Consider the following 26,982-nt stretch of genomic DNA (forward strand, 5'->3'; position numbering starts at 1 on the left):
CTGTAATGATAAGTCAGAACGTGTGTCATTATTCGTTCGGGGACGGTGCGGGACATATGGAACTGGCGACCACACCGGCCTCTAGACTGGAACAATGGCTATGAGTGGGAATGATACATTGGATTTGCGCGATAATGCCGCAATGGACGCGGTGAAAACGATGCTGGACGGGCAGCCCGACACCCACACGCTTTTGATTGCGGGTGCGCCATGCTCGGGCAAGACCGAGTTCGCGCTGGCGGCGACGCTTGAAGGCATTTCAAGATTCGGAGATGCCCACGTTTCGATGGTGGTTTCGGGGCGGCAGACCGCCGACAAGCTTTCGGACAGGATCATTCGTGCCGTCGGCTCCACTTCCAGCGCCCGCCCGGTAACCACCCTTTCGGCGCTCGCATTCCGTTTGCTTTCCTCAGTGCGTGAAAGCGAACGTGAGCCATTGCCGAAGTTGCTGAACGGCGCGGAGCAGGACGCTTTGTTGCGTCAGGTGGTGGCGGTGCATGTCCGACATGCCCAGACCGGTGAATTGTGCGACACCTGTGAACTGATGCGGCAGTATTTCGCCACCGACGATTGGGTTGACACCGTTTACGGTGACGACGGAAGTGAAGTGAGCGGCGGGACTCGCAGTACTGTGACCGATCAACGGGTGTCAGGCACTTCGGCTTCCAAGGGGCAACCCCGTTCGACTTCGAAAGGCATCGGTTCCAGCGATGTCCTGTTCGCTCGCGGCGTCAACGACGCTTTTGTCATGCAATTACGCGACATGCTGGCGCGTATGGATGAGCTCGGCTTGGGTGCCGAGCGTGAGGACGAGGTCCTTGCGATGCTTGCGGATTCGCAGGATTCCGGCGAGGGGTACAGCCTGCGGGTGGAACGGCTTGGCATTCAGTGGCGGTTGGCGTTCGCGCTGCGACATGAGTATTCACAGGCGGTGACGGATGGTTATCCGGGGGAGTTTCGGCTGGATTCCTCGCGTCTGCTGGTCGAGGGTGCGCAGGCCGCAGCAAAGGTCGCCGATGCTGTGCTTCCGAAACTTGTGGTGGTCGATGACTTTCAGGATCTGACGCTGGCCGGTCTCACGTTCCTTGAGATTTTGGCGCATCGCGGCGTGAAGCTGGTGTTGGTCGGCAATCCCGACGAGGCGGTGCAGACCTTCCGCGGCTCTTATCCTGAGTATCTGTTCAGTCGTGCTCAGCAACCCCCGCTTTCGGCCGAGTCGATGACATTGCCGGCTTGCCGGATTCGCAAGGTTGTCGGCATTTTGCATGGTTCCGACGATGTCGGGAAATCTGGCGATTCTCGCAATCTGGCGGATAAGGGCAGCGTCGTTGGACCCAAAATTTCCCAGTCGGTCGACGATGAGGATAATAGCGGAACAGCCTGCGAAAACGGTTCTGCAGCAGCGGTTTCGTATCTTGATTTACTGGCTTCACGCGTCTCGCTTTCCATAGCCGCGAATGAGGACACGTCGGTGGCGTTGCCTGACCGGCCCGGAAAACTGCCGCGTCTTGCTGGTAGCCTTCCCATCACATCACTTGATCCCAATGATCCCAAGCTCCAGGACGGCAGTGTCAGAACCGCACTCTATCGGACCTCGCGAGAGGAACTGGACGATGTGGTCTGGCGCATCAAGGAAGCGCATCTTGCTTCTGGTCGTCAATGGAACGACATTGCCGTCATCGCCCACGACAACGATACGGTACGCGCGTTCGGTGAACGGTTGCGGCGTGATGGGGTGCCGGTGCGCTATTCCGCGGTCACCGAGCCATTGAAAGATGATCCGAGCGTGCAAGGGCTGTTTGCGCTCTTGGAACTGGCCAAGCTGCGACACGATGGCATCGAACAGACGAGTATGTCGTTGACGCAAACCGCACGATATGTGCGCGGTCGCGTGCAGACTCTGTTGGAAAGTCCGTTGGTCAGCCTTCGCGCGTCTTCATCGGGTTCTCTTTCGTCTTCTCCGGCACGTCTGGCACCGGTGGAGTCGGTGATGAAAGCCATCGCTTCGCTGGCACACGTTATCGATGTGGACGATTCCGCGTCGGTGCAGGCTTCACGGGATGTGACAGTCGGAGATGGTTTATCGAATCAGAGCGAATCTTCATTGGCCGATGATACCGATGTTAGTGGTGCTTCCGCATCTGCTGATTCGTCGTCTCACGCGACGTCCCCTGATTCGCAGGTCTTGGACGAAACCAAAGATGAGGTCGGTCGTGCGGATGTCGTCGACGTTACCGCTGCGTTGCCTCGTTTGCAGCAGGAGTGGCGCGAGCTGCGTGACCGTGTATTGGCCGCACGAAAACAAAGCGGTGTGCAGGTTGACGACAGCCTTGTCAATGCAAGTGCCGATGGTGGCGAGGACGAGGCGGATATGCCGTTGGGCGTGGATGCGCTCTATATCATGCTTGGTTTTGATATTGCGCAACAACCGTCTGAAGCCTCCGTTTCCCAGAAACACGTGAAAACCGGCAAAAGGCGTTCTTCCGATTGCGATGAGGCCAGCGGTGTTGCCGATGAGGTATTGGAATTGATCGGTAACGTGGGCGGTGACCTGTACTCCCGCGCCTTTGCCCATGTCTGGAGCCTGGTGGGCAAGGTCGAGCATGGCTTATCGGCGTTGCCGAGCCGTGAACCGCAATATGCGCTGGGACTGGCATGGGACGCTTGCCGTGTGGCCAATTCCTGGCAATGCCAGGCGTTGGTGAACAATGACGAAGGCCGTGCCGCCAACGACCGGCTTGACGTGATGATGCGGCTTTTCGCCTACGCTTCCGGTTCAGGGGCGAAACAAAGTGTTGAGGATTTCATCGCCGGTGTGCGTTCCATGCGCATTGAGGCGGATTCACTGGCGAAGGTCGCGCCCATCGATCAGGCCGTCACCCTCAGCACACCGGCCGGTGCTGCAGACGGGCATTGGCCTCTGGTCTTTGTCCCTCAAATCCAGCAGGACGTTTGGCCCAACCTCGCCGAGCGCAACACCATGTTCGGCGGTGAAAACCTTGCCGAAATCGTTTTACATGGCCGGATGGGCAATGAGCGGAAGCAACAGGCCGGCTGCGTCGACCCCGAGCTTGCGCAGGTGCTTTCCGCCGAGCAGAAGAGCTTTTTGGTGGCGTTGACCAGAGCCGGCGAGCAGGTGATGTTGAGTGCCGTCTTAAGCGATGACACGGTGCCCTCTGATTTCCTCTATACGTACATGCCTGAGCGGTTTGATCGCGTGCGCGATGCCGATCCGGAAATGCGGGATTATGCGCAGCTCGCCGATTCGGACCGGTTCGCCGGTCTAGACACCGATCCGCGCGGTCTGGTGGCGGCGGCCCGCATCGAGCTGATGCGACAGTCGGATACGAACACAGTTCAGACCGACGGCGCTGACGGTGTTAACGGTGGCAGCAATAGTGGTAGTGCTGGTGATTCCACAGGTGGGAACGCCGCCGGTGTGGGCGATTCTACTGGCGGCGACTTTAGCGATGCTCGTAGCTACTCTAGCGATGCCGGTAGCGAATCGAATGATTCTTGTAACAATAAAGATTGTTCTTCCATGTTCATTGGAACCGATGCGCAGTCATCAGCCCGTGTGCGCGATGCCGCGGTATCACTGGTTCTTCTTGACGATGTGGGTCTGCAGGCTGCCGACCCCGATAGCTGGCCATATACATATGGCGTGGTCGATCAGAATAATAATGGCAACACCGATCAAAATGGTATCGATACTGGAAGTGCGAACACACTTAGCCCGGCTGTTAAGAGCGGTGGCGTCAATACCGTTGAGAACGCTAGCGGCGATACCGCTTATCAGGGCGGCGGCGGTTCTTCTTCGGCGTCTGGTGATTCCATGGCCGGCGGCCCGGCCCGGACCTCTGTGAAAAATTCGGCATCGAACAAATACGATGTCGTGGCGCAAGAGGCGTTGAAGACTGATTCTCCGGTTGCCGCATCGCTTCCGCGGGCTTCGCAAAACGAATCTCAATCCAATCAACAAACGGTTTTGCCGTCGGCGCCGACGGTGACGCTTTCGCCCTCGCAAGTCGACCGCATCTGGGCGTGCCCGGTCTGTTGGATGCTCGAAAGCCAATTCGCCGGACCCCGTCCTTCCAACGCGGCCACCAATTACGGTTCGGTCATCCATAAAGTCGCCCAGATGGCCAGTGCCAAAGGGCTTGACAATCCTGATTTCATGGCGGAGCGTTCCAGCCACGAACGTATTGCCAGCATCACTTCGCAGATGATGGACATGTACCGTCAGCTCACCGATGATGCTGACACGATCGACGACCCGGAACAACGCTACAACGCGGAAGGCAAGGACGAAGGCGCCGAACAGACGCTTACCGATATCGCCACGTATTTTGTCAATTCCAACGACAGCGATTATCCCCATGGCAACCTCAAGAACTTCAGTGTCGGTCGGCTGCGTCGCGCGGAATGTGAGTACGAGTTCGCTTCGAAATTCGATGTCGAGGACATTCGCGCCGCCTATAACGCGATTGACGGCATTGAGCCGGTCACCAATGCTGAACTCGTCGCCATCATGGGTGTGCTCAACGGCGGCTGGCCGTCAGGGATGCAGCCTGATTTGCAGATACGGCTCACCGGCCGGATCGATCGCATGGAATGGAGGGATTCGGGTGACGGCAACGAGCACGTCCGTCTCATCGATTGGAAAACCGGCCATAAGCACGACGGCAAGCAGATGTTCAACGATCTGCAGCTGGTTTGTTACCAGCTCGGTCTTGCATTCCCCGAATCGAATCAGCCGACGGACACCGAGGGCGCGGCTTCAACGTATTTGCCCAATGCCGGACTGCATGGCGTGGACGCGATCAAAGCCATGCCCGACATCACCCAATCGGCGCTGTTCGACGTCGATTTGGCTTCGTCTCCGGGGCAGGGGTACGGTGCCGACGAGACGTTGTTCCAGCCGCCGCTGTTCCACGCGGGGACGCTGAACGCTACCGGATTCACACGCCGCAGCCATTACGCGGAACTGCAAAAACTGGCCGACCTGCCCGACCCGCCTACCGAAGCGCCGGAAGGCGTAAGCGCGCAAGCCTGGCAGCAGCTCCTTTCCCTGCGCGGCACGCAAGCCGTGTGGGCGTTGACCATGATCTCGCGCATCTTCTACGCTGCAGCGGCCTCTCGCTCGAAGACCTTGGTTGCGCGCCCGCAATCCAGTCACGTTCAATTCTGCAGAATGAAAACGGTATGCCCGGCCTGCGCCGGCGAAGTCGATACGGTTTACGAAGTCAGGAGGGGCTGAAATGGATAAGAACGATAAACTGTCCCAATTCAACGGCATCAACGGGGTGCGTGTCGGTATGGGTGTATCCGATAGCGATAGCGGCCACAATATGCAGGATGACGCTGATCGCGCCGCCGACAATCCTATGAACGTTTCGTCACCAGAGCAGGCGGCAACAGGCGAATCGGCGCATGGCCCAGTTTCCGGCCGTCAACCCCCCACCGACAGCCCCGAACAGGAGGCGGTCATCAACGCGCCTAAGGACGCGGACGTGCTGGTGGTGGCCGGTGCCGGATCGGGCAAAACCTACACCATGACCCGCCGCATCATCAACCTCATCAGGGTCGGTGTGCCGCCCGAAAAGATTCTCGGCCTGACTTTCACGCGCAAGGCTGCCTCCGAACTTTTGGGGCGTGTGTCGAGCGCCGTGGTCGAAAACGCGCGAATCGAGGAGCGCAGTGCCAGCGTGACCGGAACCTCGCGTCGCGTCAACGTTTTCCTGAAGCCGCAGGTATCGACCTACGATGCGTTCTTCCAATCCATCGTCCGCCAGTATGGCCTTCTGGTCGGCTTCGACCAGAACACCCAGCCCCTGAGCGAGGCCGGTGCCCACCAGCTTGCCGTCACCGTGATCGACGAGAACATGGACATTCTCAAAGGACAGGGATTCGGCAGTTTTTCGGACATCGTCACCAAAGTGCTCGATCTTTCCAATGCCATCAGCGGTTCGATGATCGGCGAGGGGTGTGCGAGCGTGCCCGAAGCCATCGCGCGCATCCGGCAATGGGATCAGGCGTTCATCGCGCAGATGGATGGGGCGATTGGCGACGAAACGGTTCCCGATGATGAGCCGAAAACGGGCAAGCCTCCGAAGCGCAGGAAAAAGGAGAGCGAGGAGCAATTCGCCGACCGTCAGGCACAATACCGTGCCACATACCACCAATTGGCCATCTACCGCACTGCCGGCCTGCGGGACGTTGCCGGCAAACGGGAAATATTGCTGACGTTGGTCGAGCGTTACCACGAGCGCAAACAGCAGCTGAATATGGCGGAATTCAATGATTTCACCGTAGCCGCCTACGCGCTGGTCACTCGTTTCCCCTCAATCGGCGAGCGGCTTCGCCACCGGTACTCGCACGTTCTTTTGGACGAATACCAGGACACGTCCACCACCCAAGCCGCGTTGATCGCAAAATTATTCCATCCTGATAATTCTCGGAATCGCAATGATCTCGACGGTTTCAGTAATACAAATAATCTGAATCCAGCGTCCGTGTCGGCGGATGGCGTTTCATCTGGCAACCCTCAAAACCGTCTTCAAACCGGCAACCGGCAATCGGGCAGCTCCGCAGTCAACGCCGTGGGTGATCCCTTCCAATCCATCTATGCATGGCGTGGCGCGAGCCCCGGCGCGTTCCGCATGTTCGAACGTGACTTCGGCATGGACGAAACGGCCAAACCGTACTCGTTGAGCGTCACGCGCCGCAACGCGCGGGTTGTGCTCGAGGCCGCCAACGACTTGACGCAGCCGTTGCGTACCCCCGACCGCATTCCCTCAAGCTCGCCCATGCGCGAGGTGCCGGTTCCGGCGCTTACGACCATCGACAGTGCCAAAGAAGGGACGCTGGGCGTACTCGGTTTCGACACGCTCGGCCAGGAAATCGATGCCGTGGCGCGTTTCGCCAAAGCCTCCATCGCCCGTCACACTCCTAAAGACCCAAGTCAAAAAGACGTTCGTCCGCATGTCGCCGTGCTCTTCCGCGGCAAAAACCACATGCCGGAATTTGCCGAAGGATTGCGTAAAGCGGGGCTGACAACGTTGACCGTCGGATACTCGGCGTTGCTCGACCGCCCCGAAATTCGGGACGTGCTCGCCCTGTTGCATGTCGTGGCCGACCATGCCGATTCCAATGCCTTGATGCGTCTTCTGGCCACACCGCGGTTTGGCCTCGGCAGCAAGGATCTGACCGCTTTGTCCAAGCTCGCCAGCCGCCGCAACGACAAATACCGTCTTCGCGCGTTGGCTGAAGCCGGTCTGGTGCCGGCGAACGCCACGCAGGAGGAGAAGGCGAAACTTCTCGCCAAGCATCGTGACAAGGTGCCCAACATGGTGTTCCTCGCCGACGTGCTGATGGATGACAAGCTTGAAACCCTCTTGGATTCGCCGCACGTCGCCGGTGCCTTCAGTTCCGCGGGACTTGTGACGATTCGCCGCGCCGCTAAGGTTTTCAGGCAGGTCGGAGCCGTCATCAACCATCCGCTTGCGCAGATTGTGCAGACGGCCATTGAAGCGCTCGATCTTGATATCGATTCTGTGGTGGCGCAGGCGATTGCGCAATCGGGCAAGCCGGTTCAGCCGGTTTTGGCACACTCGCCGATGAATGCGTTGATCGATCTGGTCGATACCTATACGCACGAGATTACGGAAGGCGCGACGCCGACGTTGCGTGGGTTCGTTTCCTGGGTGGATTCGTTGAACAGCATTCCCGACGAAATGGCGGCGGTTCCCAGCGATCCGGTCGATGTCGTGCTGATGACCATTCATCAGTCCAAGGGCCTCGAATGGGATTCGGTGGCCATTGTCGGCATGAAAAAGGGCAGTTTCCCCTCCAACCAGGGCGACGGGCTCAAGGTCGACATCGATGACGATTACATCGGCGGATTGCGCGAGGGAAGCTGGCAGTCGCCGCAGTACCACGAAACGGCCAAGACCTGGCTCGACAACCCTGCCGCTGTGCCCGTTCCGGTGCGTGCCGACGCTGATATCCTCCCGCGATTCCCGCACGACGTGGGTGTCGGTGACGATCCGCTTGAGGCGTTGTCTGCGCTGGCCGACGTGGAAACGGTAGCGAATGAGTCCGAAGGATTGATGCGTCTGTTTGATGCAATCGACGGCGACGATGGTGATCTATCTACGATTGGTGGGATTGCGGGGCCGGCCAGCGGTAGCGCGAACTATCTGTCACAGCAGGAAGAATACGGCCGCAGATTGCACGCCGACGAACGCAGGCTCGCTTACGTGGCGCTGACACGCGCCCGTGAGGAAGTGCTGATGACCTATAGCCGCCACGCCGATCTTTCCCGCGATTCGCGGGACGCCGGTACGCGCAATAGCGCAAATCCATCGAATTTCTTCTCCGAAGTGCATGACGCCCTGTCCTATCGTGACGGTGTTGTGGCCGTCGGGTCGGGGACTGATCAGACCGACGCCGATACTCAAAAAGCCGTCGATACCCGCGAAACCGCCGATACCGATCGCCGGGACGTTCCGACCACCTTGTCGTCTTTGGGCGTCGCCAAACCCGACGGGCTTTTCGTGGGGGCACAGGCGAAGGAATACGAGCAGGCCATCGTCGAACAAGCGTGGCAGGCCCCTCTTGAACTGGATGGGCAGGAAAGTGAACCATTGCCTTGGCCCGCTTCGATGAGCGAGGGGATGGCCGGTCGGCTGCAGCGTTCGGCCGATGTTGTGCGTCAGGTGCGTCGCGGTCTTGTCAGTGAAGTTTCGGCCGGGCGTGTTGCCAATGCCGGTGTGCCTTCTGCAAAAGCCGAGGGAGAGGATGACAACGAAGCTGGGAATGGTGCCGGAATCGGAGGCAACGGTACCGAAACCAGACAAGGCGATGCAAAGAGAAGCAGCGTTGAAACCGAAAACGGTGCTGAAGTTGGACGTAACGTAAAAACCGGAAGCGGTACCATCGCCGGCAACGACGTCGTGACCGAAACCGTGAACAACCTGACTGCCGAACTTCCGGCAGGTCAATCGCTGGCCGAACGCACACGCATGCTTCTGGCGGATGACGATCTGATGCCTTCCGTCCAAGTCAGTGTGCGCGACAGCGACACGGTCCAAGGGGCAGCGGATAGAAGCGATTCCAACGCCGAAAGCACCAATGCGCTTGATGTCGAGGTACGTAGGCGCGGCAAACGCATCCTTGCCGGCAGACGGCAGAATGTCACCTCGTTGCAGGCCGGTGCCGGCAGGATGAGTGAGCGTGAAAGTCGGGAATACTGGCGTGGGCTCGTGCGCCCGGTTCCCCGCGTGGCCACTCCCGCAGCGCAGGCCGGCACTCGTTTCCATGCCTGGGCGCAGCGTTTCATGGACGCATACGACGTTGAGGTGTCGGCGACCAATGCGAATGGCGGCGTTTCGGCGGTGGTTACCGGTGAAACGCCGGAAACCCGCGCTTCGATGGTTGCCGGGCTTGAACGCGCCGAGCGGCATCCTGATCCCGATCAGAGTGCGACGGATCGCAAGATAGTGACGTGGCAGCATCGCCTGGTTGACAGCCGTTGGGCGTCTCGCCGTCCGTATTCCGCCGAGCAGCAGATCGTCGTTGCGATTGACGAGCTTGGCGGCCGTATCGTCAACGGCAAGCTTGACGCCGTTTTCTACGGTGGACTTGACGAAAACGACAGGACGAAGCGCTTCACCATAGTCGATTGGAAAACCGGCAAGAAACCGACCGCGCAGCAGGACATCGAACACAAACTGGTTCAGCTCGATATGTACCGGCTTATGTTTTCGGCTATGAAGGGAATCCCGTTGGACAGCATTGACGCTACGCTATATTACTTGGATGTCGCACGCGAAGAGCAACGTGAGATTCATGCCTTGAACAAATCGAAAGCCGAGATCTTGAAGGAATTGAACGTCGAGATTCCTGTCTGGAGCGATGAGGACTAGGTATTTGTGCCATTAATGTATACGGTATGATGCTATATTGAGTGATGTTTTGTATCTTAGATTGATGATGCGTGAGCGTCGTTTTCTAGGATGCGGCTGTAGGCGTTATGGCCTGTTCATGTTAGGTGAATGGCTTTGCGCGTCGAGGTAACGAAACCGAATGGGTTTTTGCTGCGTCGATTGGGGATTGACGTAGGAGACAACGGGGGGATAGTAGATGCAGGACGTTGCAAAAGGCGATGCCGGAATCGGAATCGTATATTCGCCGATGATTTGGAGCGACGTCGAGGCCATCACGCGCTCGTTTGACGAGACCTGGGGCCATTATGCGCCGATCGGTGACGATAAGAAGCTTTCGATGCTGCTTTCGTACCATTTTGTCCTGCATTATATCGAGCCGGCCACCCGTGGCGAGATCGCCCATAAGAACGGTGAATTCATGGGGGTCACGCTTTCGCGCGTCGTCGGCCAACCGGTGATGTTCGCTGATGTGGCCAAGAGAATGGCGAAAATCGATGACCGCCTCAACGCCACGTCTGCCGGGCACAAGGCGCTCGCTGATCTCGAGCGCGGTTTTGAGATCGAGCGGCGTATGGAACGCCAGACCGGCATCAATGACAAGGCACCCGCCGAAGTTGAGCTTTTCTTGGTTTCTCGTGCAGCTCGGGGTCACGGCGTCGGTGGTGAGTTGTGGCGCCGCGCCATGGATTCCTTCAGACGCTTTGAAGTGCCGATGTTCTACCTGCACACCGATTCGGATTGTGATGTGAGTTTCTATGATCGTCACGGCATGACGCGCATCGCCGAGCGGCAGGAGCAGCGTCATCCTGATGATGGCCGCGATCAGCAGATGGCCCCGGCTGAGATGTACATCTATGCCGGCGTCCCGCAAAAGGTCGCGCGCACCGTGGCTAAGTAGCGGCAATCGCTGGTATGAGGTGGTCAGACGGCAGCCGAGACGACAGGCAGTGTCAGGGTGAAGTCGAAAGTATTGCGGTTGCGATGTCAAGGCGACATGAAGTAATACAATCGTAATATTGCTATTGTGCTGGAACGTTGGTATACGCTCAACAATCCACTCCGACAGCAGTGACGTATATGTATTGATTTTTTTAAAGCGGCTTCGTGCCGCTTTTACTGTATTCAGACCATTTCTTTGTTGCGGTATTCACGCTGGAATCATTGCGCGATTCTCTGCAAAACTCTTCTATTTACGCTGCAGGCTTTTCGTCCGAGCCGGTTGGATAGACTGGATATATACATTAAAAATATCGAATTATGTGAGTAAAAATGTGCCATAATCAGGCGATTTGCAGAGGCGAAAATGTTTCCTCTCAATTCCGCCGTGATTGTGGTTGTCTTGTCTGAAAGGATTGATGGGTAGTGAATAATGCAGGTCGTAGTGTGCCGAAGCAGCGTCATAAGTCACCGTATGGGCGACTTTTCGCCATCTCTGGCGCCAAGGCGTTCTGTATTTCCGGGGCGGTGGCCAGGCTCCCGATTTCGATGATGAGCCTTGGAATCGTGCTCGCACTGAACCACATGTACAACAATTGGACGGTCGCCGGCACGATGAGCGCCGTGTATATTCTCGCCGTCGCCGCTGTCACGCCGTTGTACGCCCGTCTGTTCGATCGGTTCGGCCAGCACAAGGTCGGTTGGATGGCGCTTGTGCTTTCCGTGGTTTTCATGCTGGTATTCGCACTGGCCGCTTGGGCCCGCGTTTCGATTCCAATCCTCTTCGTGTTGGCGATTCTGATGGGATGCACGCAGTTCTCGTTCGGGTCTTTGGTGCGTACCCGTTGGGCGTACGCACTGCGCGACCCGAAGGACAGTGATCTGCTTGATACGGCCTACGCGCTTGAGGCTGGCATCGACGAAATGGTGTTCATCCTGGGACCGATTCTCGCCGCGTTCCTAGCCACTTCGGTGAGTCCCGTTTCTCAGCTTTTCGTGCCGACCATTGCCTGCGCCGTTGGCGGATCGGTGTTCTTTTCACTGAAAGATACCCAGCCGCCGGTCATCGAACCCGTATCTGTTGTCGCTGCCTCGCCTAATGACGAGGACGTGAAGGCCGCTTCCGCCAATCTTGGCGGGACCCAGGGCGCTCGGCTGGACGAGGACGGCGTGAGCCTGCGCCAATTGCACACCCACGTGCCCAAACCCAAGAGCGTGCTGCTTTACGCCGGCATCATTCCGCTGCTGGTGGTCTTCGTGGTCTTCAACATGAGCTTCAACGAGTTCGACGTTTCTGTTACAGCGATGATGAAGGCCATCGATCGCGAGCAGTTGCTGGGCCTGCAGTTGGCCATGTTCGCCGTTGGCTCCTGCATCGGTGCGTTCATCTTCGGTTCCAAGAAACCGAAAGGTTCCAATTGGCAGCACATGGTCGTTTTCCTTACGCTGCTGACCTTCGGCTACGTCTTCTGCCGGTTGGCAATGGACAATCTCATTTTGCTTGGTGTTTTTTCGATTCTCTCCGGTTTGTTCGTCTCACCGCTTTTTGCGACTGGCAATCTCATCGTCAAGGATATCGTTCCGCCCAGTTCGCTTACCGAAGGCCTTTCCTGGGTCACCACGGCCGGTTCGGTCGGCACATCCTTCGGCTCGTCTTTGGCCGGCATGGTACTTGATGTCTCCAGCCCGCACGTCGGCTTGATATTGCCGATCGTCACCACGTTCGCCGCCGTCCCGTTGGCCGTCTTGGGCTGGTTCCTCGCCCGCAAGCACAATGCGTAATCAATCCTGATGATTTCGCTCCCCGATTTCCGTTTTTTGGCATTGTTGGCGCGCCAAGTGCCCCAAAAATGAAAGATTCATGCCCATATCTTCTGTTTTCGCCCCTCTCGGCGCGCCAAGAGGGCTGTTTTTTAAAGAATTACCCTTAATTCTTCATATAATCAGTCTCTTGGCGCGCCAAGAGGGTTAAAAAAACAAGAATGAATGCTCATTCTTTTAAAAATTAAAAACTTGGCGCGCCAAGAATGCCGGAAAGAGAATGTTGGTCTCTTTCTGAGTATTAGCTGGCACGACTAAAAATCTCGCATGGCTCCAATGCCATTTATCATCCAATTTCGAAAAGAGCGGACATACTTCTACGGAGTGATAAAGGGTATACCTCCTGCTTTATGGAAGAGTTTTGAGATTTGAAAGTATGGAGATGTTCCCGTGGCGTTCTGATTGAGACTGATCTTTTCTTGTAGGCGGACAAGAACGTTTTATGATTGTGCTGTTGCCATTATTCTTTTGATATTTTCGTTTCAGCAAGAGAATATCGCCATATTTAAGTAATTGCCGATCGGAGAAGGTTTCATGCGCCATCACGCGTTTTCCTGAACTGCGTTCCAAAGCGGCAATGATGGTTTTGGCGATTTCCGAGCAAGGACCTACCTCGGAAAGTTCGCTTAAATCCTTTGCGTATACCGTAATAATTTGCCATCCCGATTTGCGTAGACGTTGACGTTTGTGAGTATCGGCTATTACCTGTTGTTCTGAGAAATGATAGTGTCCGTCATATTCAAGACCTACTTGATATTCGCTCCATGCTAAGTCTATTGACCACTTATGCTGTTCCTCAGCGTCGAAGACTTGTGCGTTGATTTCCATACCTCCCAGACCGATGCGTTCAAGTTGTATTCGTAGTCTGCTTTCCATCGAGGAGTCCGTGTTTGGACGCATAAAACGTAAAGCTGACTTGCATTTTGCCAGTCGTGGGGTGTTGGGCTGAAAACTATTAATCGATTTACGGAAGACTTCAGCAGTTATGCGCTTCAAAGATGAATTTTTGCGCATCATGCTATCTCCCAGCACTACAAGTTCCTCCCAATTGAGGTATGCGGACATTTGCCACCAGGCCAGAACGGGAGGTACTGAGCGAATATGGTCTTCAATGTCTAACGGTTCGTAGTGGATTCTGGTGCTATGGCAAGTAATCAAAGTGGAATCAGGCAGGCGCTGGGAATGTTGCCGATCGCTGAGAATATGAAGTCTGTCGTTTTGGTTGTTGAACGACAAGGGCAATTCAATACGTAATAATTTAAGTGCCGTTGTGCGGCTGACGATGACTTCTTCGCCGAATATGGGTACTAACTCGTGCAGTACTTGCACTGTCTGATCGTATACAGCCTTAAGCTGTTGTTGAGCGAGGCTTTCAGTTTGATATGCCGTTGTCATAGTGGCAGTCTAAATGAAAATCGACTTTTACCGTGTCGAAAACGACCACTGTGGTCGAATGATAGGAGTTATCCACATTTTCGGGCGTGTCGTCATTTTATATGAAATTATGTGTGGGCTGTTGTCAATTTTGCTTATTTTTGGCTCTCTTGGCGCGCCAAGTACCACTTTTTTTAATGAATTACCCTCAATTCTTCATATAATCGGTCTCTTGGCGCGCCAAGAGGGTCGAAAAATGAAGAATGAGCACTCATTCTTTTAAAAAATGGCTTCTTGGTGCGCCAAGAGGACAAAAATATGAACATTGAAGATGTTTGGCGATGAATGGCTGTTGTACCATGAAAGAAAAACAGATTTCTATATTTTATTTTGTGCCAATGTGTGAATTGGAGGAAACATGATCAGGGTTTCGGTAGTAGGCGCATCCGGGCGTATGGGCGGCAGCGTTGTTGAGGCCGTCAAGGCCGCGGACGATATGCAGATTGCGCAGCGGATCGACGAGCACGACGATATCGCAACGGTTACGCCGGACAATACGGATGTGGCGGTGGAATTCACCGTGCCGACCTCGTCGCTGGGCAACGTGTTGAAGCTCGTGGCTCAGGGCGTCAACGTGGTGGTCGGCACCACCGGTTGGACCGACGAGAAACTCGATCAGGTCAAGGCCGCGCTCGCCATTGCCCCTCGCCGTGACCAGGCCGTCTTCATTGCCCCGAACTTCGCCATCTCCGCGGTACTTGCCGACAAGTTCGCCGCCGAGGCCGCCAAATACTTCACTTCCGCCGAAGTCATCGAGCTACATCACCCCGACAAGGTCGATGCACCTTCTGGCACTGCCATCCACACTGCGCAGGCGATTTCCGTGGCCCGCAAAAAGGCCGGTTGCGCCCCGATGCCCGACGGCACGCAGGGGGAAGCGGCCTCCCGCGGCCAGGTCGTCGACGGTGTCCATGTCCACGCGGTGCGCTTGCAAGGCCTTAACGCCCACGAGGAAGTGCTGTTGGGCAACACCGGCGAGCAGCTCACGATTCGTGCCGACAGCTTCGATCGCGCTTCCTTCATGCCCGGCGTGCTGCTGGCCGTGCGCAACATCGCTTCGGGGTCCCACCCAGGATTGACCGTTGGCCTCGATGCATTCCTTGACCTTTGAGGTCAGTCGCGAATCTGTCTGATACGCAGATGCTTGCAAAAAGTTGACTCATTCCTTGAGATCTCTAGGCACAGGTACCAATCTGTCTGATACGCGGGGCTTGCACGAACCAATCATTCCTTACGGTTCCCGAGATTAGCCGCGAATCTGTTCAGCATGTCAGCAGGTGCAAGGCAAGCCTGTATTCGGCGGTTTCGCATGAACAGGAACCGCAATATGTATTGCAATATTGTTGTTTATCGCGAGCCGACAACCGTCCCACCCGAGAAGTAGCGTTGAAGTATGAGTGAGTCTTCTATGCATCTTCTTGATCCAGCGCCATTTGGTCGGGTTATCCCCGCAATGGTGACGCCGATGCACAATGATGGTTCCGTTGATTTTGAAGCATCCGTGGCATTGGCCAAGCGCTTGGTCGCCTCCGGTGCCGATGGCCTGTTGGTCAACGGCACGACCGGTGAATCGCCGGTCACGCATATGGACGAGAAGGTCAAGCTCGTCCAGGTCGTCAAAGCTGCCGTCGACGTTCCGGTGATTTCCGGCGCAGGTTCCAATGACACCGCCCACACGGTACGTATGGTCGAGCAGACCCAGGAGGCCGGCGCCGACGCGGTGCTGGTGGTCGCGCCTTACTACTCCCGTCCTTCGCAGGAAGGCATTTTCCGCCATTATCAGGCGGTCAACGAGTCGGCGGACAAGCCGATCATCGTCTACGATGTCCCGGGGCGTACCGGCGTGCATCTGACGCTTGACACGTATCGTCGCCTTGCCGGCCTCGACCACATCAAGGCCGTCAAGGATGCGACGGGTGACATCGCGGGGGCTGTGCGCAAGCGTATGGAAACCGGCCTGACCTGGTATTCCGGCGACGACGCGCTCTTCCTGCCGTTCCTTTCCATTGGCGCGGTCGGCGTCATTTCGGTGATTGCGCACGTCGCGTCCAACCCGATGCGCCAGCTTGCCGATGCTTTCGATCGTGGCGATATCCACGAGGCCCAGCGTCTCGCGGTACGCCTCGCCCCGTTGGTCGATGCCCTCAACGGCACCGGGTTCCAAGGGGTTTTGGCCAAGGCCGCGTTGCACGAGCGCGGATGGCTCGACGAAACGACGATGCGCCTGCCGAACGTCGGTCCGGGAGAGCCAGAATACCGGCGTGCCCACCAGGGCATGGTCGATGTCGGAATCCTGGACGCCTAGGTTTAGGGAAGGCTTTTTGACGACAAAGCAGGGTATGGCATAACCATTACAGCGGGGAAGTCGGTGGCGAGGAATGGCCACGGGCTTTTTCCGCTATTTTTATTCCTCGTCCACACACAGGTGCGGACACTAAGAAAACAGAAAAACAGTTAGATAGATATGACAGATACAGAAGAAAAAACCACAGCGGCAACCACGCATCGGCGTGGCAGCGCCAGCAAGTCACGGGCTCGCAAAAGCGAAGCGACCGCTGAAAAAACCGAAAAGCGCACCAGCGTCAAACGCGGCACCGGCGCTAAAACCAGTACCAAGAGCGGCGAAAAACGCACCAGCACGAGCACGAGCAGCAAGCGCAGCGAATCCCGCGGTTCCTCCCGTTCCGGTTCACGTCGTTCCGGCGGCTCCGGTTCATCGCGTAATACACGCAGCGGCAGCCATTCCAACAGCCGTCGTTCCAGCTCGCGCACCGTCTCCCGCACCCCGGGCACTTCGCCCAACCAGGACGCCGTGTTGATCGCGCCGCCGAAGTACCGTAAGGGCTCCATGCGCATCGTGCCGCTCGGCGGCCTCGGCGAAATCGGCCGCAACATGAACGTGATCGAATACAACGGCCACCTGCTGCTGGTCGATTGCGGCGTGCTCTTCCCCGACGAGGAACAGCCCGGTGTCGATCTCATCCTCCCCGATTTCAGCTATATCAAGGATCGTCTCGATGACGTTGAGGCACTTGTCCTGACCCACGGCCACGAAGACCATATCGGCGGTGTGCCGTATCTGCTGAACCTGCGCCCGGACATCCCGCTGATCGGCTCGAAGCTCACGCTCGCCTTCGTCAAGGCCAAGTGCGAGGAACATCACCAGAACCCGCGCTGCATCGAGGTCACCGGCCGCGACAAGATCAAGGTAGGCCCGTTCAATCTTGAGTTCATCGCCGTCACCCACTCGATTCCTGACGCGCTGGCCGTGTGCATCAACACGCCTGCCGGCACCGTCATCGACACCGGCGATTTCAAGCTCGACCAGCTGCCCATCGACCATCGCATCACCGATTTGGTCGAATTCGGCAAGCTCGGCGAGAAGGGCGTCGACTTGGTGATGGTCGATTCCACCAACGCCGAAGTCCCCGGCTTCGTCCGTCCCGAAAGCACCATCGGCCCCGAGCTCGAGCGCGCCTTCAGCGAGGCCACCCGCAAGATCATCGTCGCCTCTTTCTCCAGCCACGTCCACCGCGTCCAGCAGGTCGTCGACGCCGCGCACAAGGTCGGCCGCAAGGTCGTCTTCGTCGGCCGTTCGATGGTGCGCAACATGTCCATCGCCGCCGACCTCGGCTATCTGCATATCCCGGAAGGCACCGTCGTTGACCTGAAGAAGGCCAAGGACATCCAGGACAACAAACTGGTCTACATGTGCACCGGTTCTCAGGGTGAGCCGATGGCCGCGCTTGGCCGCATCGCCGACGGCACCCACCGCGACATCACCATCAACGAGTTCGACACCGTCGTGATGGCCAGCTCGCTGATCCCCGGCAACGAGAACGAGGTCTACGGCATGATCAACAAACTCGTGCAGAAGGGTGCCCGCGTGGTTAACCGCGACAACGCGAAGATCCACGTCTCCGGCCACTCCAATGAGGGCGAGCTCACTTACTTCTACAACATCCTGAAGCCCAAGTGCGTCATGCCGATCCACGGCGAGAACCGTCATCTGGTCGCCAACGGCCTCGTGGCCGTCAAGACCGGCGTTGACCCGAAGAACGTCGTGCTCGCCGAGGACGGCGACGTGGTCGATCTCTATCATGGTCAGGCTGCGGTCGTTGGCTCAGTGCCGTGTGGTTACGTCTACGTCGACGGCGATACCGTCGGCGAGCTCACCGACGAAGAGCTCGAGAAGCGCAAGGTGCTCGGCACTGAAGGCTTTGTCTCCGCTTTCGCCGTGGTCGACACCGACGCCAAGAACGTCATCTCCGGCCCGAAGGTCTACTTGAACGCGATGCCCGAAGACGAAAGCGAATTCGAGAACGTGCGTCACCAGATCGTTCAGCAGCTCGAGGACGCGATGATGGACGGCACCCACGACACCCACAAGCTCCAGCAGATCATGCGCCGCACCATCGGTAGCTGGGTCTCCCGTCAGCTCCATCGCAAGCCGATGATCATCCCGGTCGTCGCCGACGTCGCCCACGACGTGATCGACGGCACTTCGTACGGCAACTGAGGCTGAGACAAAACTAGAAGAATGCTGACTGTCAGGCACATTACGTACAGTCGTTTGTGCTTGGCATTCAGCATTTTCTGTTTTATGCCTTGGGAAAGTAAAATAACCGTCGACAGCGTTTGAACAATAAAACACGGTTGACGGCTATTCTTTACCTGTTTGAAGTTTTAATTTCTGTGATGCTAGTTGGTATCTAACAATTAGATTTGCCCATTGACTGATACTGTTTTGGCGCAATCTTCGGCCTTGGTTTGTCTTTGCCTACCTGTTTGCCCTATCAGGGTATCCTTTTGGATTAAAAATTCTGCGGCGGCGCAAAACCTCAATGCCAACGACGGCTAACGCGGTGAAAGCGGCGCCTGTCAACGGCAGGAAATAGTGGAGTGCCTGAGAACTCATGCTTGCTCCTGTCATAGGCAGCGATGAGACAGTCGGCATCGTCAGTGGCAACGAAACCTGCTGTGAGACGTTCGGTGCAGTAGTACCGGTACCGGTCAACGTCACTGTGTCAGCGGTTGCCGGGAGGTCCTGTACGCTGATTTGTGCGGAACCGCCAAACGCAGTACCGGGCGGTGCAACTACCGAGAAAGCGCCGTTGCCGTTGGTGGTTGTTGTTGATAATGTGGTCGGTGAGGATCCGGTGGGCCAAATTATCGTTACTTTGTCGCCTGATTCTTTATCGCGGTTCGATTGGGCAACGGCATCACCCGAACTATAGACGGTGCCTGAAACGGTGCGGGTGGATGGGTTGAAGGTGAGACCGTCAACGGCGGGCGCCACCAAATCGGCTTTGAATGTGAAGAACGCAAACCCTGAATTGCCGTGCCCGCCGGTGCGCAGACGTACACGGAATGTCGGTGTGGTGCCTTTGCCGGTTTGGTCGTAAGCATTGAGAGCAGAGACGGGGAACTGTGCACTCCACTTATTTGTTGAAATGATGAGCGTTGAAGAACTGGCCTGAGTTCCGACTGATTCGGATGTAGAAGTAGAAGTTGTGCCGGGCGGCATCAGCCAAACATCTTCGACATCGCCGCTTGCTAGCGGGAAGTAGTTGGAACCGGAAGTGAGTAGTCCGGTTACTGTCACGGAATCGGGCGTATCGTTGGTAGGTGGCAGCAACTTTACATCGGTCGATGTAGGCAGTGTTTTCGGGGGTGCATATTGCCACACGACATAAAACGTGGTATTTTGTTGAAGTGTTCGCAGGGTATCTCCCGGACTGTACTGTTTGTTCGTAGCGGAAGGATTGGTACTCCATCCCAGAGCCTGGTAATTTGTTCGGTACATCGTATTGAGCGGCGGAAATCTTATAGTGAAGTACTGCCAGCTACCGCCTGAAGCTGAATCAAACCAACCGCAAATACCTGATTGTCTAGGAGGAGCACTGCCTGACCCGTTATTGGCGTTGAAAACAGCATAGCAAGTCGTGTAGAGTGGAGTCGGTGTAGGCATCATTGCATCATTTTTGAACCAGGTGTCCTCGCTGCCAGCCGTCAGCCCATCCACAAACGGTACACCGTCCCATTCCGGTGTGGTGCCAGATTTCCATTGAACGTTTTGCCAGCTTTCGTCGTTCACCACGGTCGCATTGTCGTTGTCATATTGTTTGTGGAACGCAGCAGCTGGTAACGATTGCCCGGATCCAAGCTTGATTTTGGTAAGCGTCTGCCCGAGTCCACCAAAGATGCAGTCGAAGTCGGTGACCTGCGCCATTTTCCAGCTGCCGAGATCCAACGAAGCGAACGACGTGTCGCCATTGAATATTCCTGCAAGACTCGTTGCTTTTGATGTATCCCAGTGTTCTATTCCGTTGACGGTAGAAAGTGCGGTGTCGAAAGCAAAGGCATCCGCCATGTTCCCGTCTTGAAGATCAGAAAAGTCCAGATTGCCCACGTCGGCAGAAGCCACCATGCTGAGCCCTGCGAAGAGGGCGTGCGCGCTCAAAACCTTGACGTGCCCGCTGACCCGAATCTGTGAGATGTCGTCGCGTGGATGCCATGCCCCGTCAGTGTAGCCGGACCATGGCGGAGCATAGTAGGCTTTGGAACTGCTGTAGTTCGGCACGGTGCCGCTTTCCAGCTCCAGTACGCAGCTGCCACCCTCCAAGTGAATGTTCCAGTGAAGGGGATCAACGGTACTGGGGGTGTCGGGCCAAAGGTGTTCGCCGGCCATTGCGCACGCTGGTCCCGAATCATCTGCACTTGCCTTGGCTTCGCCCGCTGATGTTTCAGCATGGTTGGTGTTGCTGTCCGCTATTTTTCCGTTATTTTGCGAATTCTGCGTGGGGGGGGGGCGTTTGCTGGCTATGAGCAGTTGTGTTCGAAGATGCATGTGCATCCGCTGAAACCGGCACATTGGAGGGAGCCGTAGCGCCAGTTGAAGTTGAGGTGCTTGCAGGAGTTGAGTCGTTTGCGGGAGTTGGAGCAGAGGCACTTGTTGGAGTTGAGGTACTTGTCCCTGATATGACCGGGTGGCTTGCGTTGGTTGTTTCCTGTGTAACCGAGTTGTTTACGTTCGTTGTTCCCGTGGTTGATGCGACGGATTCATGTTCGGGCGATTGCTGCGCCGGTGTGGTTCCGGAAGTGGCCGAGGCTGGAGAAGCCGTGTTATTGGTGGTCGCAGCATTGGCCGCTGGCGCGCCGATAACGAGCAATGAAAGAACGGAAATGGAAACCGCGATTCTACCTAAGAATTTGCCGTGCCTCATCTTATCCCCACGTTATCTCATAAAATTATTGCATGTTATACACTCTCTAATTGCGACAATACCATTTTATAAGTACAAAAGTATTGCGTGACAATGTGAATTGTCGTATTGACAATACTAAAAGAAGATTTTTGTTGCAACGCTCCACGGGTATTGAGTGCCTTATGGTTTTGTTTTACTAACTGTTTTAAACAGTGTCATTGAATGTAAATGTATGTTGCCTTACCGGTTTCGCACCTGCCGGGGAAATTGTTATGGGGCTATGTGAACTTTTCCCGAACCTCTACTATACGGTCAGGGTTTGGAACTTGGACGGGAATAGACTGTTGAACTTGGTATGAGGTTTGAAGTTCGGTATCATATCGTCGAAATTGAAATTGTCGTGAAGCGCAAATGGTGAGATGCATGCGGCAGCCGTCTGGAATCACCGAAACCACGAGGAATGAACGTATGAAAAAGATTTTTCCTGCCACTGCGATCGGTGCATTGGTGCTGCTGATCATCGGTACATTTGCCGATTTGCGCATTGATCAGGCGTTGTATATGCCTGGCAACGGCTTCTCGGCCTTCTTTGAGCGTTTGGCTCCGATCGTCGGCGCGACCGTCCTGATGATCGGTGCGGCGCTTGTCTTTTGGACCTACAAATTCGTCAGGGAAAACCTTGCCAAACTGGTGCTTTCAGGGCTTGTCTACCTTGGCTCGACGCTTGTAGGGCTTGCGCTTTGCTATAAATATTGCCACTTGTTCGGCGTGGCCTATGGCGTCATCGTTGCTGTTCTCATCGCCTGCATCGTCTACAAGATTCCTGACGAATTGAAGCGGCAGTACCGCTGGGCCGGCATCGCCATCGTAGTGGTGTTCCTTTGCTCGATGGGCTTGCTGGAAGTACTCAAGGTCTTCTGGGGCCGTGTCCGTTTCCGCTCGATGCAAGGTCATTTCGACCTCTTTACGCCTTGGTACCATCCCAACGGCAAGCACTATCTCGCCGCCGTCGGGGGCGTGGCCGAGGAGATCAAATCCTTCCCCTCCGGACATTCTCAGTGGGCCGGCACCGCCCTGTCGCTCTGCCTGCTCGCGTTGGTGAACCCTCGTTGGAAAAACAAGGAAAGCATGGTCTATGGCGTCGCACTGGTCTATGCGCTGGTGGTCATGTTCAGTCGCATGATGCAGGGTGCCCATTTCCTCTCCGACGTCACCGTCGGTTTCGCTCTTCCGTTCCTTGGGCTTTGGTTGGCGCGTTACCTGTTACTCAAGCAATTGTCTCAGCACTATCCGCAGCAATACGAACTCGCGTGATTTCGTATCAGAAACCTTAATATTATTTCACCGCAGAAACGTAGACCTTGTGGCTGCGGGGAAATTCACGCTTGAACGCCTGCTTGACGGCGTGCTTGCATTCGCGGGTGGCCTCAGAATCGATGGCAACATCGAAGGTGGCTCTTTCATCTCGATAGCCCTGTTCGTGCAACATGACAGTGCCATTTTCATGTTCGAGGCTAAGCGAGCGGTCCTTTTTCGCCGTCAAAAACGTGAGCTTTCTATACTCAGATTTCGCCGTCGCTGCGTTCTCCATCATGTTCAGCGCCTGTTTGACGGGAATCAGTCGCATAGTCCGGCCTCTTTCAGATTATGCTCCAGCAGATGCGTGAACTCGTCCTTCTGCAATGTCGAAGAGATGAAGAGCACGGTGATGTTCGCATGGTTTTCTTCATTGGCTGTATCGCTGCTTTTGCAGGAGTTGTCCGCGTTATCAACAACAAACGCGACGCGCGCCGAGCCGGTACGTTTGAGGTTGATCCGGCATTCGTAGACGCATTGCCCGTCGACCCTCGCCGACACCGCACGTTTGACTTTCGACATCCCGGTTTCCAGCTGCAGATTCAGCGCGTTTTCGATGCAGGTTTTGATAGTTTTCTCGTCGTCGCAATGCTTCTTGAAAAACTGCTTGCATCCGGAACGCTCATACTTCACGTCCATCACATCACGACCCAATGCTTTACTCGATACCTGTTTTCAGCATAAGGAATTGGCTGACATTTCATTCAATTGTATGCTCGCGTTGGTTGTTGCCAATTGTCTTCGCTGGCATCAATTGTGTGCTTGCTAAGTTGGCCGCTGAAAATTTGTATGGGCCGCCAGCCGAAACCAACGACCCATACAAATCAATCCAATAATTAGGACGAAATGAAAGACGCCCTGCCGTTGAAGCCCAACGAGACGAAGCTTTGAAGACCCGGGCAAGTGCCCCGAAGTGAACCGGCTTCAATCGACATTTCGAGCGTATCACGGTCCTTTTGAATCCACAACTTTTCTCAAGGTTTCTCGATTTTGATATCAAGAAATCTTGATTTTTCCTTGATATTGCCGTTTTAATTTGCAATTCATTTCTCGATGTGTCACGTTGGTTATGCCGCGCGTATGCGGCGGGCAATCCCTGAACCGGAGAACCAGAAACGTACGTGCGACCGGCTTGGACCAAAAGGTCGGCTGAAATCTAATAAAGAAGGGAGCCAGAAATGGCACCTGATGATGAAAACAAGCCCGGGGACTCCGGGCTCTGCTGGCTCGTGACAACGGTGTTGCTCGCGATCGTGCGCAAGGTTGGTTCACTTGTGGCTGCGGCAATTCTGCTGATCTGTCTGTTGTACGCAATCAGCAGGATGGGGTAGTGCCAGCACCTCGCTGCCTCTAACGGGGTAGCGGGGCCGGATGATCCGGCAGTCGAGCAATCTGCTGCCGGATTTTTGTACCGTTGCTGTTCGGTCTTGTGTCTATTGTTTTGTATTTTTCTAATGGAATCCGAGCGATACCTATATATGCGCATGGCCTACTGGCAGGCCGTCCGAACCCCTGTGTGTGCTGTCGGCGTGGAGCTGACGTGCCCCGTTGACATAATGGAATCAATCTCTTGATCCTGCGGTGCAAGCTATTGCCGCCGCATGCACGAAATATAAAAGGAGCGAAATGCCAGGAGCGAATCTCACACGTGTCGAAGCCGAAGAGCGCAAGTCCGTTATCACCGGGCCGGTCAGCTATCAGGTCGATCTCGATTTGACGAAAGGGCCGAAGAATTTCCCGTCGGTTTCCGTTATCACGTTTGACGCGAAGGCGGGTGCTTCAAGCTTTGCTGATCTCATCGCCGACGAGGTCGGCGACATCGAGTTGAACGGTGAAACGCTTGACCCGAAAAAGTATTACGTTGATAATCGTATCGAACTGCAGAATCTAAAGGAACACAACACCCTCAAGGTCGTATCCTCCTGCCAGTATTCGACCACCGGCGAAGGCCTGCACCGCTCTGTCGACCCCGCCGACGGCAACGTTTACCTCTACTCCCAGTTCGAGGTGCCGGACGCCCGTCGCGTCTACGCCGTTTTCGATCAGCCCGACATCAAGGCGACGTTCGATTTCGAGGTCACTGCGCCGCAATCGTGGTTGGTCACTTCCAATATGCCGGTCAAGTCCACCGAGGATCTCGACGCAATGACCGCCGAAGGAACGCTGGGCACGCACCCCGCCGAAACCACCAAGCGCTGGGTTTTTGAAACCACGCCGAAGATGAGCTCCTACCTCACCGCCATTTGCGCCGGTCCGTACGCGCAGTGGCACACCACATACGCCAACGAAGACGGCCGCACCATTCCGATGGCACAATATTGCCGCCAGTCGCTCAAGGACGATTTCGACAAAGATGCCGAGTACCTCTTCGACATCACCAAGAAGGGCTTCGCCTTCTACGCCAAGACCTGGGGCGTGCCCTACCCGTACGCCAAGTTCGACCAGATCTACGTGCCGGAATACAACGCCGGCGCGATGGAGAACATCGGTATGGTCACCATCCGCGACTCCTACGTCTTCGGCTCCAAGGTCACCGACGCGCTGGCCGAGCGCCGCGTGGTCACCGTGCTCCACGAGCTTGCGCACATGTGGTTCGGCGACTTGGTGACGATGAAGTGGTGGAATGATTTGTGGCTGAACGAATCCTTCGCCGAGTTCATGTCGACCCTCTCGACCGCCGAAGCTACGGAATGGAAGGATTCCTGGGCCACGTTCACTTCCGGCGAGAAGAGCTGGGCCTTGACGCAGGACCAGCTGCCGACCACCCACCCCATCACCGCGCCGATCAACGACCTGCACGATACCGAAGTCAACTTCGACGGCATCACTTATGCCAAGGGCGGCTCCGTATTGAAGCAGCTCGTGGCCTACGTCGGGCGCGACAAGTTCTTCAAGGGCATCAACAGCTACCTCAACAAGCACGCGTATTCCAACGCCACCCTGAACGACCTGCTGGTCGAGCTCGAAGCAGCGAGCGGCCGCGACCTGAAGGCGTGGAGCAAGCAGTGGCTTGAGGAGGCTGGAATCAATACGATTGCCGCTTTGGTTGAAGAAGCTGGCGGCGGCACTATCAAGTCGCTGACTTTGACGCAAACCGCGCCGGCCGAGCACCCTGTGCTGCGCGTCCATCGCATGGCCATCGGCTTCTACAACCGCGACGCCGCAACCGGCAAGGTGGTACGCACCGACCAGATCGAGCTCGACGTCGACGGCGAAACCACCATTGCCACCGAAGCCGCCGGCAAGAAGCGTCCCGACTTCATCCTCCTGAACGATGACGACCTGACCTATACCAAGCTGCGCTTCGACGACAAGTCGCGCGAGTTCGCCGCCGACCACCTCTTCGAGTTCGACGACGCTTTGGCGCGCGCCGTGGTCTGGCTGGCGTTCTGGGACATGACCCGCGACGCCGAATTCCCGGCCGAGCGCTTCATCGACCTGAGCCTGAAGATGCTTTCGACCGAGCACGAGTCCACCACGTTCCGCTACGCGTTGAGCTGCCTCAAGACCACGGCCAAGCACTACGTCGCGCCCGCACGCCGCGAGGCCGTCGACAAGCACGTCGCCGAAGGTCTGTGGAACCTGGCCAATGAGGCCAAGGCCGGCAGCGACGAGCAGTTCCAGCTGGTCACCGCTTATTTGGGTTACGGCGAAATCGGCGATGCTCCGTTCATTTCGAACGTCAAAGGCTTGCTTTCCGGATCACTCAAACTCAAAGGTCTCGAAATCGACAACAACATGCGCTGGGCGCTGGTCAAGGCACTCGCTGCCGTCGGCGAGATGGACGACGAGGCGATTGACTCGGAATTGAAGCTCCGCGACACCACCGACAACCGCGAGTTCGCCTACGGCGCGCGTGCCTCTGTGCCGACCGCCGAGGCCAAGGCATGGGCTTGGGATGCTTCCATTCACGACCTGAACCTTACCAATTCGCAGCTCACCGCAGCGGCGCTCGGCTTCTCGACGAACCTCACCGACAAGTTGGCCGAACCGTATACCACAAAGTATTACGACACCGTCGACTGGATCTGGGAAAACCGCACCTTCCATATGGCCGAAACGCTTCTGGACGACCTCTATCCTGCTTATGCCGACCCAGCCGAGCTGGTGAATTTGGGCGACGAATGGTTGGATTCCCACAAGGACGCCGCCCGCGCTCTGCGCAACATCGTCATCGCCAACGTCGAATCTTCCCGCCGCGCCCTAAAGGTCAGCGCCTACAACGCCAGCCTGTAAAGCCTAGTTGCCAGAAGGTTCTTAAAGCGATAAAGGGGGTT

Annotated in this window: 15 protein-coding genes; 11 read left to right on the top strand and 4 right to left on the bottom strand. The window is 56.3% G+C overall.

The window, feature by feature from the left end; genetic code table 11:
* Positions 1-94: 94 nt before the first annotated feature.
* The 4 genes from PT275_RS00225 (at position 95) to PT275_RS00240 (ending at position 12,668) form a co-directional block, all read left to right on the top strand.
* A complete protein-coding gene (locus PT275_RS00225) occupies positions 95-5,260 on the top strand; it encodes a PD-(D/E)XK nuclease family protein (RefSeq protein ID WP_277151203.1) in 5,166 nt (1,721 codons plus the stop codon).
* Position 5,261: 1 nt separating this feature from the next.
* On the top strand, positions 5,262-9,929 hold the full coding sequence (locus tag PT275_RS00230) for a UvrD-helicase domain-containing protein (protein ID WP_277151205.1): 4,668 nt from the start codon (positions 5,262-5,264) through the stop codon (positions 9,927-9,929).
* Between the two features lie 217 nt (positions 9,930-10,146).
* Positions 10,147-10,848: a GNAT family N-acetyltransferase gene (locus tag PT275_RS00235; protein ID WP_277151207.1), complete on the top strand. Its 702-nt coding sequence runs from the start codon at positions 10,147-10,149 to the stop codon at positions 10,846-10,848.
* Positions 10,849-11,312: 464 nt separating this feature from the next.
* Positions 11,313-12,668, top strand: a complete 1,356-nt coding sequence (locus tag PT275_RS00240; RefSeq protein ID WP_277151209.1) for an MFS transporter — start codon at positions 11,313-11,315, stop codon at positions 12,666-12,668.
* Between the two features lie 387 nt (positions 12,669-13,055).
* Here the strand turns inward: PT275_RS00240 and PT275_RS00245 are convergent, their stop codons facing one another.
* Positions 13,056-14,102 (bottom strand): hypothetical protein, encoded by a 1,047-nt coding sequence (locus tag PT275_RS00245; RefSeq protein WP_277151211.1) that lies wholly within the window; start codon positions 14,100-14,102, stop codon positions 13,056-13,058.
* Between the two features lie 397 nt (positions 14,103-14,499).
* On the opposite strand from PT275_RS00245, the gene dapB reads away from it, so the two are divergent.
* From dapB to PT275_RS00260, 3 genes are all read left to right on the top strand, one after another.
* A complete protein-coding gene (gene dapB, locus PT275_RS00250) occupies positions 14,500-15,252 on the top strand; it encodes a 4-hydroxy-tetrahydrodipicolinate reductase (protein WP_277151214.1) in 753 nt (250 codons plus the stop codon).
* A 282-nt stretch (positions 15,253-15,534) separates the two neighbouring features.
* Entirely contained in the window at positions 15,535-16,446 is a 912-nt protein-coding gene (gene dapA, locus PT275_RS00255; protein WP_277151216.1) for a 4-hydroxy-tetrahydrodipicolinate synthase, read from the top strand.
* A gap of 159 nt (positions 16,447-16,605) precedes the next feature.
* Positions 16,606-18,660, top strand: a complete 2,055-nt coding sequence (locus PT275_RS00260; protein ID WP_277151218.1) for a ribonuclease J — start codon at positions 16,606-16,608, stop codon at positions 18,658-18,660.
* A 261-nt stretch (positions 18,661-18,921) separates the two neighbouring features.
* On the opposite strand, the gene PT275_RS00265 is transcribed toward PT275_RS00260, so the two are convergent.
* Positions 18,922-20,832 carry a BspA family leucine-rich repeat surface protein gene (locus PT275_RS00265; protein WP_277151221.1) on the bottom strand — a complete coding sequence of 637 codons (1,911 nt, stop codon included), beginning with the start codon at positions 20,830-20,832 and terminating at the stop codon, positions 18,922-18,924.
* 143 nt (positions 20,833-20,975) lie between these two features.
* Between PT275_RS00265 and PT275_RS00270 the strand changes: the two genes are divergently transcribed.
* On the top strand, positions 20,976-21,458 hold the full coding sequence (locus PT275_RS00270) for a hypothetical protein (RefSeq protein WP_277151223.1): 483 nt from the start codon (positions 20,976-20,978) through the stop codon (positions 21,456-21,458).
* Positions 21,459-21,817: 359 nt separating this feature from the next.
* Positions 21,818-22,663 (top strand): phosphatase PAP2 family protein, encoded by an 846-nt coding sequence (locus PT275_RS00275; protein ID WP_277151225.1) that lies wholly within the window; start codon positions 21,818-21,820, stop codon positions 22,661-22,663.
* Between the two features lie 22 nt (positions 22,664-22,685).
* On the opposite strand, the gene PT275_RS00280 is transcribed toward PT275_RS00275, so the two are convergent.
* Positions 22,686-22,976 carry a hypothetical protein gene (locus tag PT275_RS00280; RefSeq protein WP_277151227.1) on the bottom strand — a complete coding sequence of 97 codons (291 nt, stop codon included), beginning with the start codon at positions 22,974-22,976 and terminating at the stop codon, positions 22,686-22,688.
* On the bottom strand, positions 22,967-23,359 hold the full coding sequence (locus tag PT275_RS00285; protein ID WP_277151229.1) for a hypothetical protein: 393 nt from the start codon (positions 23,357-23,359) through the stop codon (positions 22,967-22,969). The genes PT275_RS00280 and PT275_RS00285 overlap by 10 nt, the downstream gene beginning before the upstream one ends.
* 524 nt (positions 23,360-23,883) lie before the next feature.
* On the opposite strand from PT275_RS00285, the gene PT275_RS00290 reads away from it, so the two are divergent.
* A complete protein-coding gene (locus tag PT275_RS00290; RefSeq protein ID WP_277151231.1) occupies positions 23,884-24,036 on the top strand; it encodes a hypothetical protein in 153 nt (50 codons plus the stop codon).
* A 295-nt stretch (positions 24,037-24,331) separates the two neighbouring features.
* A complete protein-coding gene (pepN, locus tag PT275_RS00295) occupies positions 24,332-26,941 on the top strand; it encodes an aminopeptidase N (protein ID WP_277151233.1) in 2,610 nt (869 codons plus the stop codon).
* The last annotated feature ends 41 nt before the right edge of the window (positions 26,942-26,982 follow it).

This window comes from Bifidobacterium sp. ESL0745 (genome assembly GCF_029433335.1).
Classification (GTDB): Bacteria; Actinomycetota; Actinomycetes; order Actinomycetales; family Bifidobacteriaceae; genus Bifidobacterium.

What these genes read in the sequence shown, in the direction of transcription:
- PT275_RS00225 (WP_277151203.1), top strand. Translation starts at nt 95, where the DNA reads ATGGCTATGAGTGGGAATGATACATTGGATTTGCGCGATAATGCCGCA.
- PT275_RS00230 (WP_277151205.1), top strand. Translation starts at nt 5,262, where the DNA reads ATGGATAAGAACGATAAACTGTCCCAATTCAACGGCATCAACGGGGTG.
- PT275_RS00235 (WP_277151207.1), top strand. Translation starts at nt 10,147, where the DNA reads ATGCAGGACGTTGCAAAAGGCGATGCCGGAATCGGAATCGTATATTCG.
- PT275_RS00245 (WP_277151211.1), bottom strand. Translation starts at nt 14,102, where the DNA reads ATGACAACGGCATATCAAACTGAAAGCCTCGCTCAACAACAGCTTAAG.
- dapB (WP_277151214.1), top strand. Translation starts at nt 14,500, where the DNA reads ATGATCAGGGTTTCGGTAGTAGGCGCATCCGGGCGTATGGGCGGCAGC.
- dapA (WP_277151216.1), top strand. Translation starts at nt 15,535, where the DNA reads ATGAGTGAGTCTTCTATGCATCTTCTTGATCCAGCGCCATTTGGTCGG.
- PT275_RS00260 (WP_277151218.1), top strand. Translation starts at nt 16,606, where the DNA reads ATGACAGATACAGAAGAAAAAACCACAGCGGCAACCACGCATCGGCGT.
- PT275_RS00265 (WP_277151221.1), bottom strand. Translation starts at nt 20,832, where the DNA reads ATGGCCGGCGAACACCTTTGGCCCGACACCCCCAGTACCGTTGATCCC.
- PT275_RS00275 (WP_277151225.1), top strand. Translation starts at nt 21,818, where the DNA reads ATGAAAAAGATTTTTCCTGCCACTGCGATCGGTGCATTGGTGCTGCTG.
- PT275_RS00280 (WP_277151227.1), bottom strand. Translation starts at nt 22,976, where the DNA reads ATGCGACTGATTCCCGTCAAACAGGCGCTGAACATGATGGAGAACGCA.
- PT275_RS00290 (WP_277151231.1), top strand. Translation starts at nt 23,884, where the DNA reads ATGGCACCTGATGATGAAAACAAGCCCGGGGACTCCGGGCTCTGCTGG.
- pepN (WP_277151233.1), top strand. Translation starts at nt 24,332, where the DNA reads ATGCCAGGAGCGAATCTCACACGTGTCGAAGCCGAAGAGCGCAAGTCC.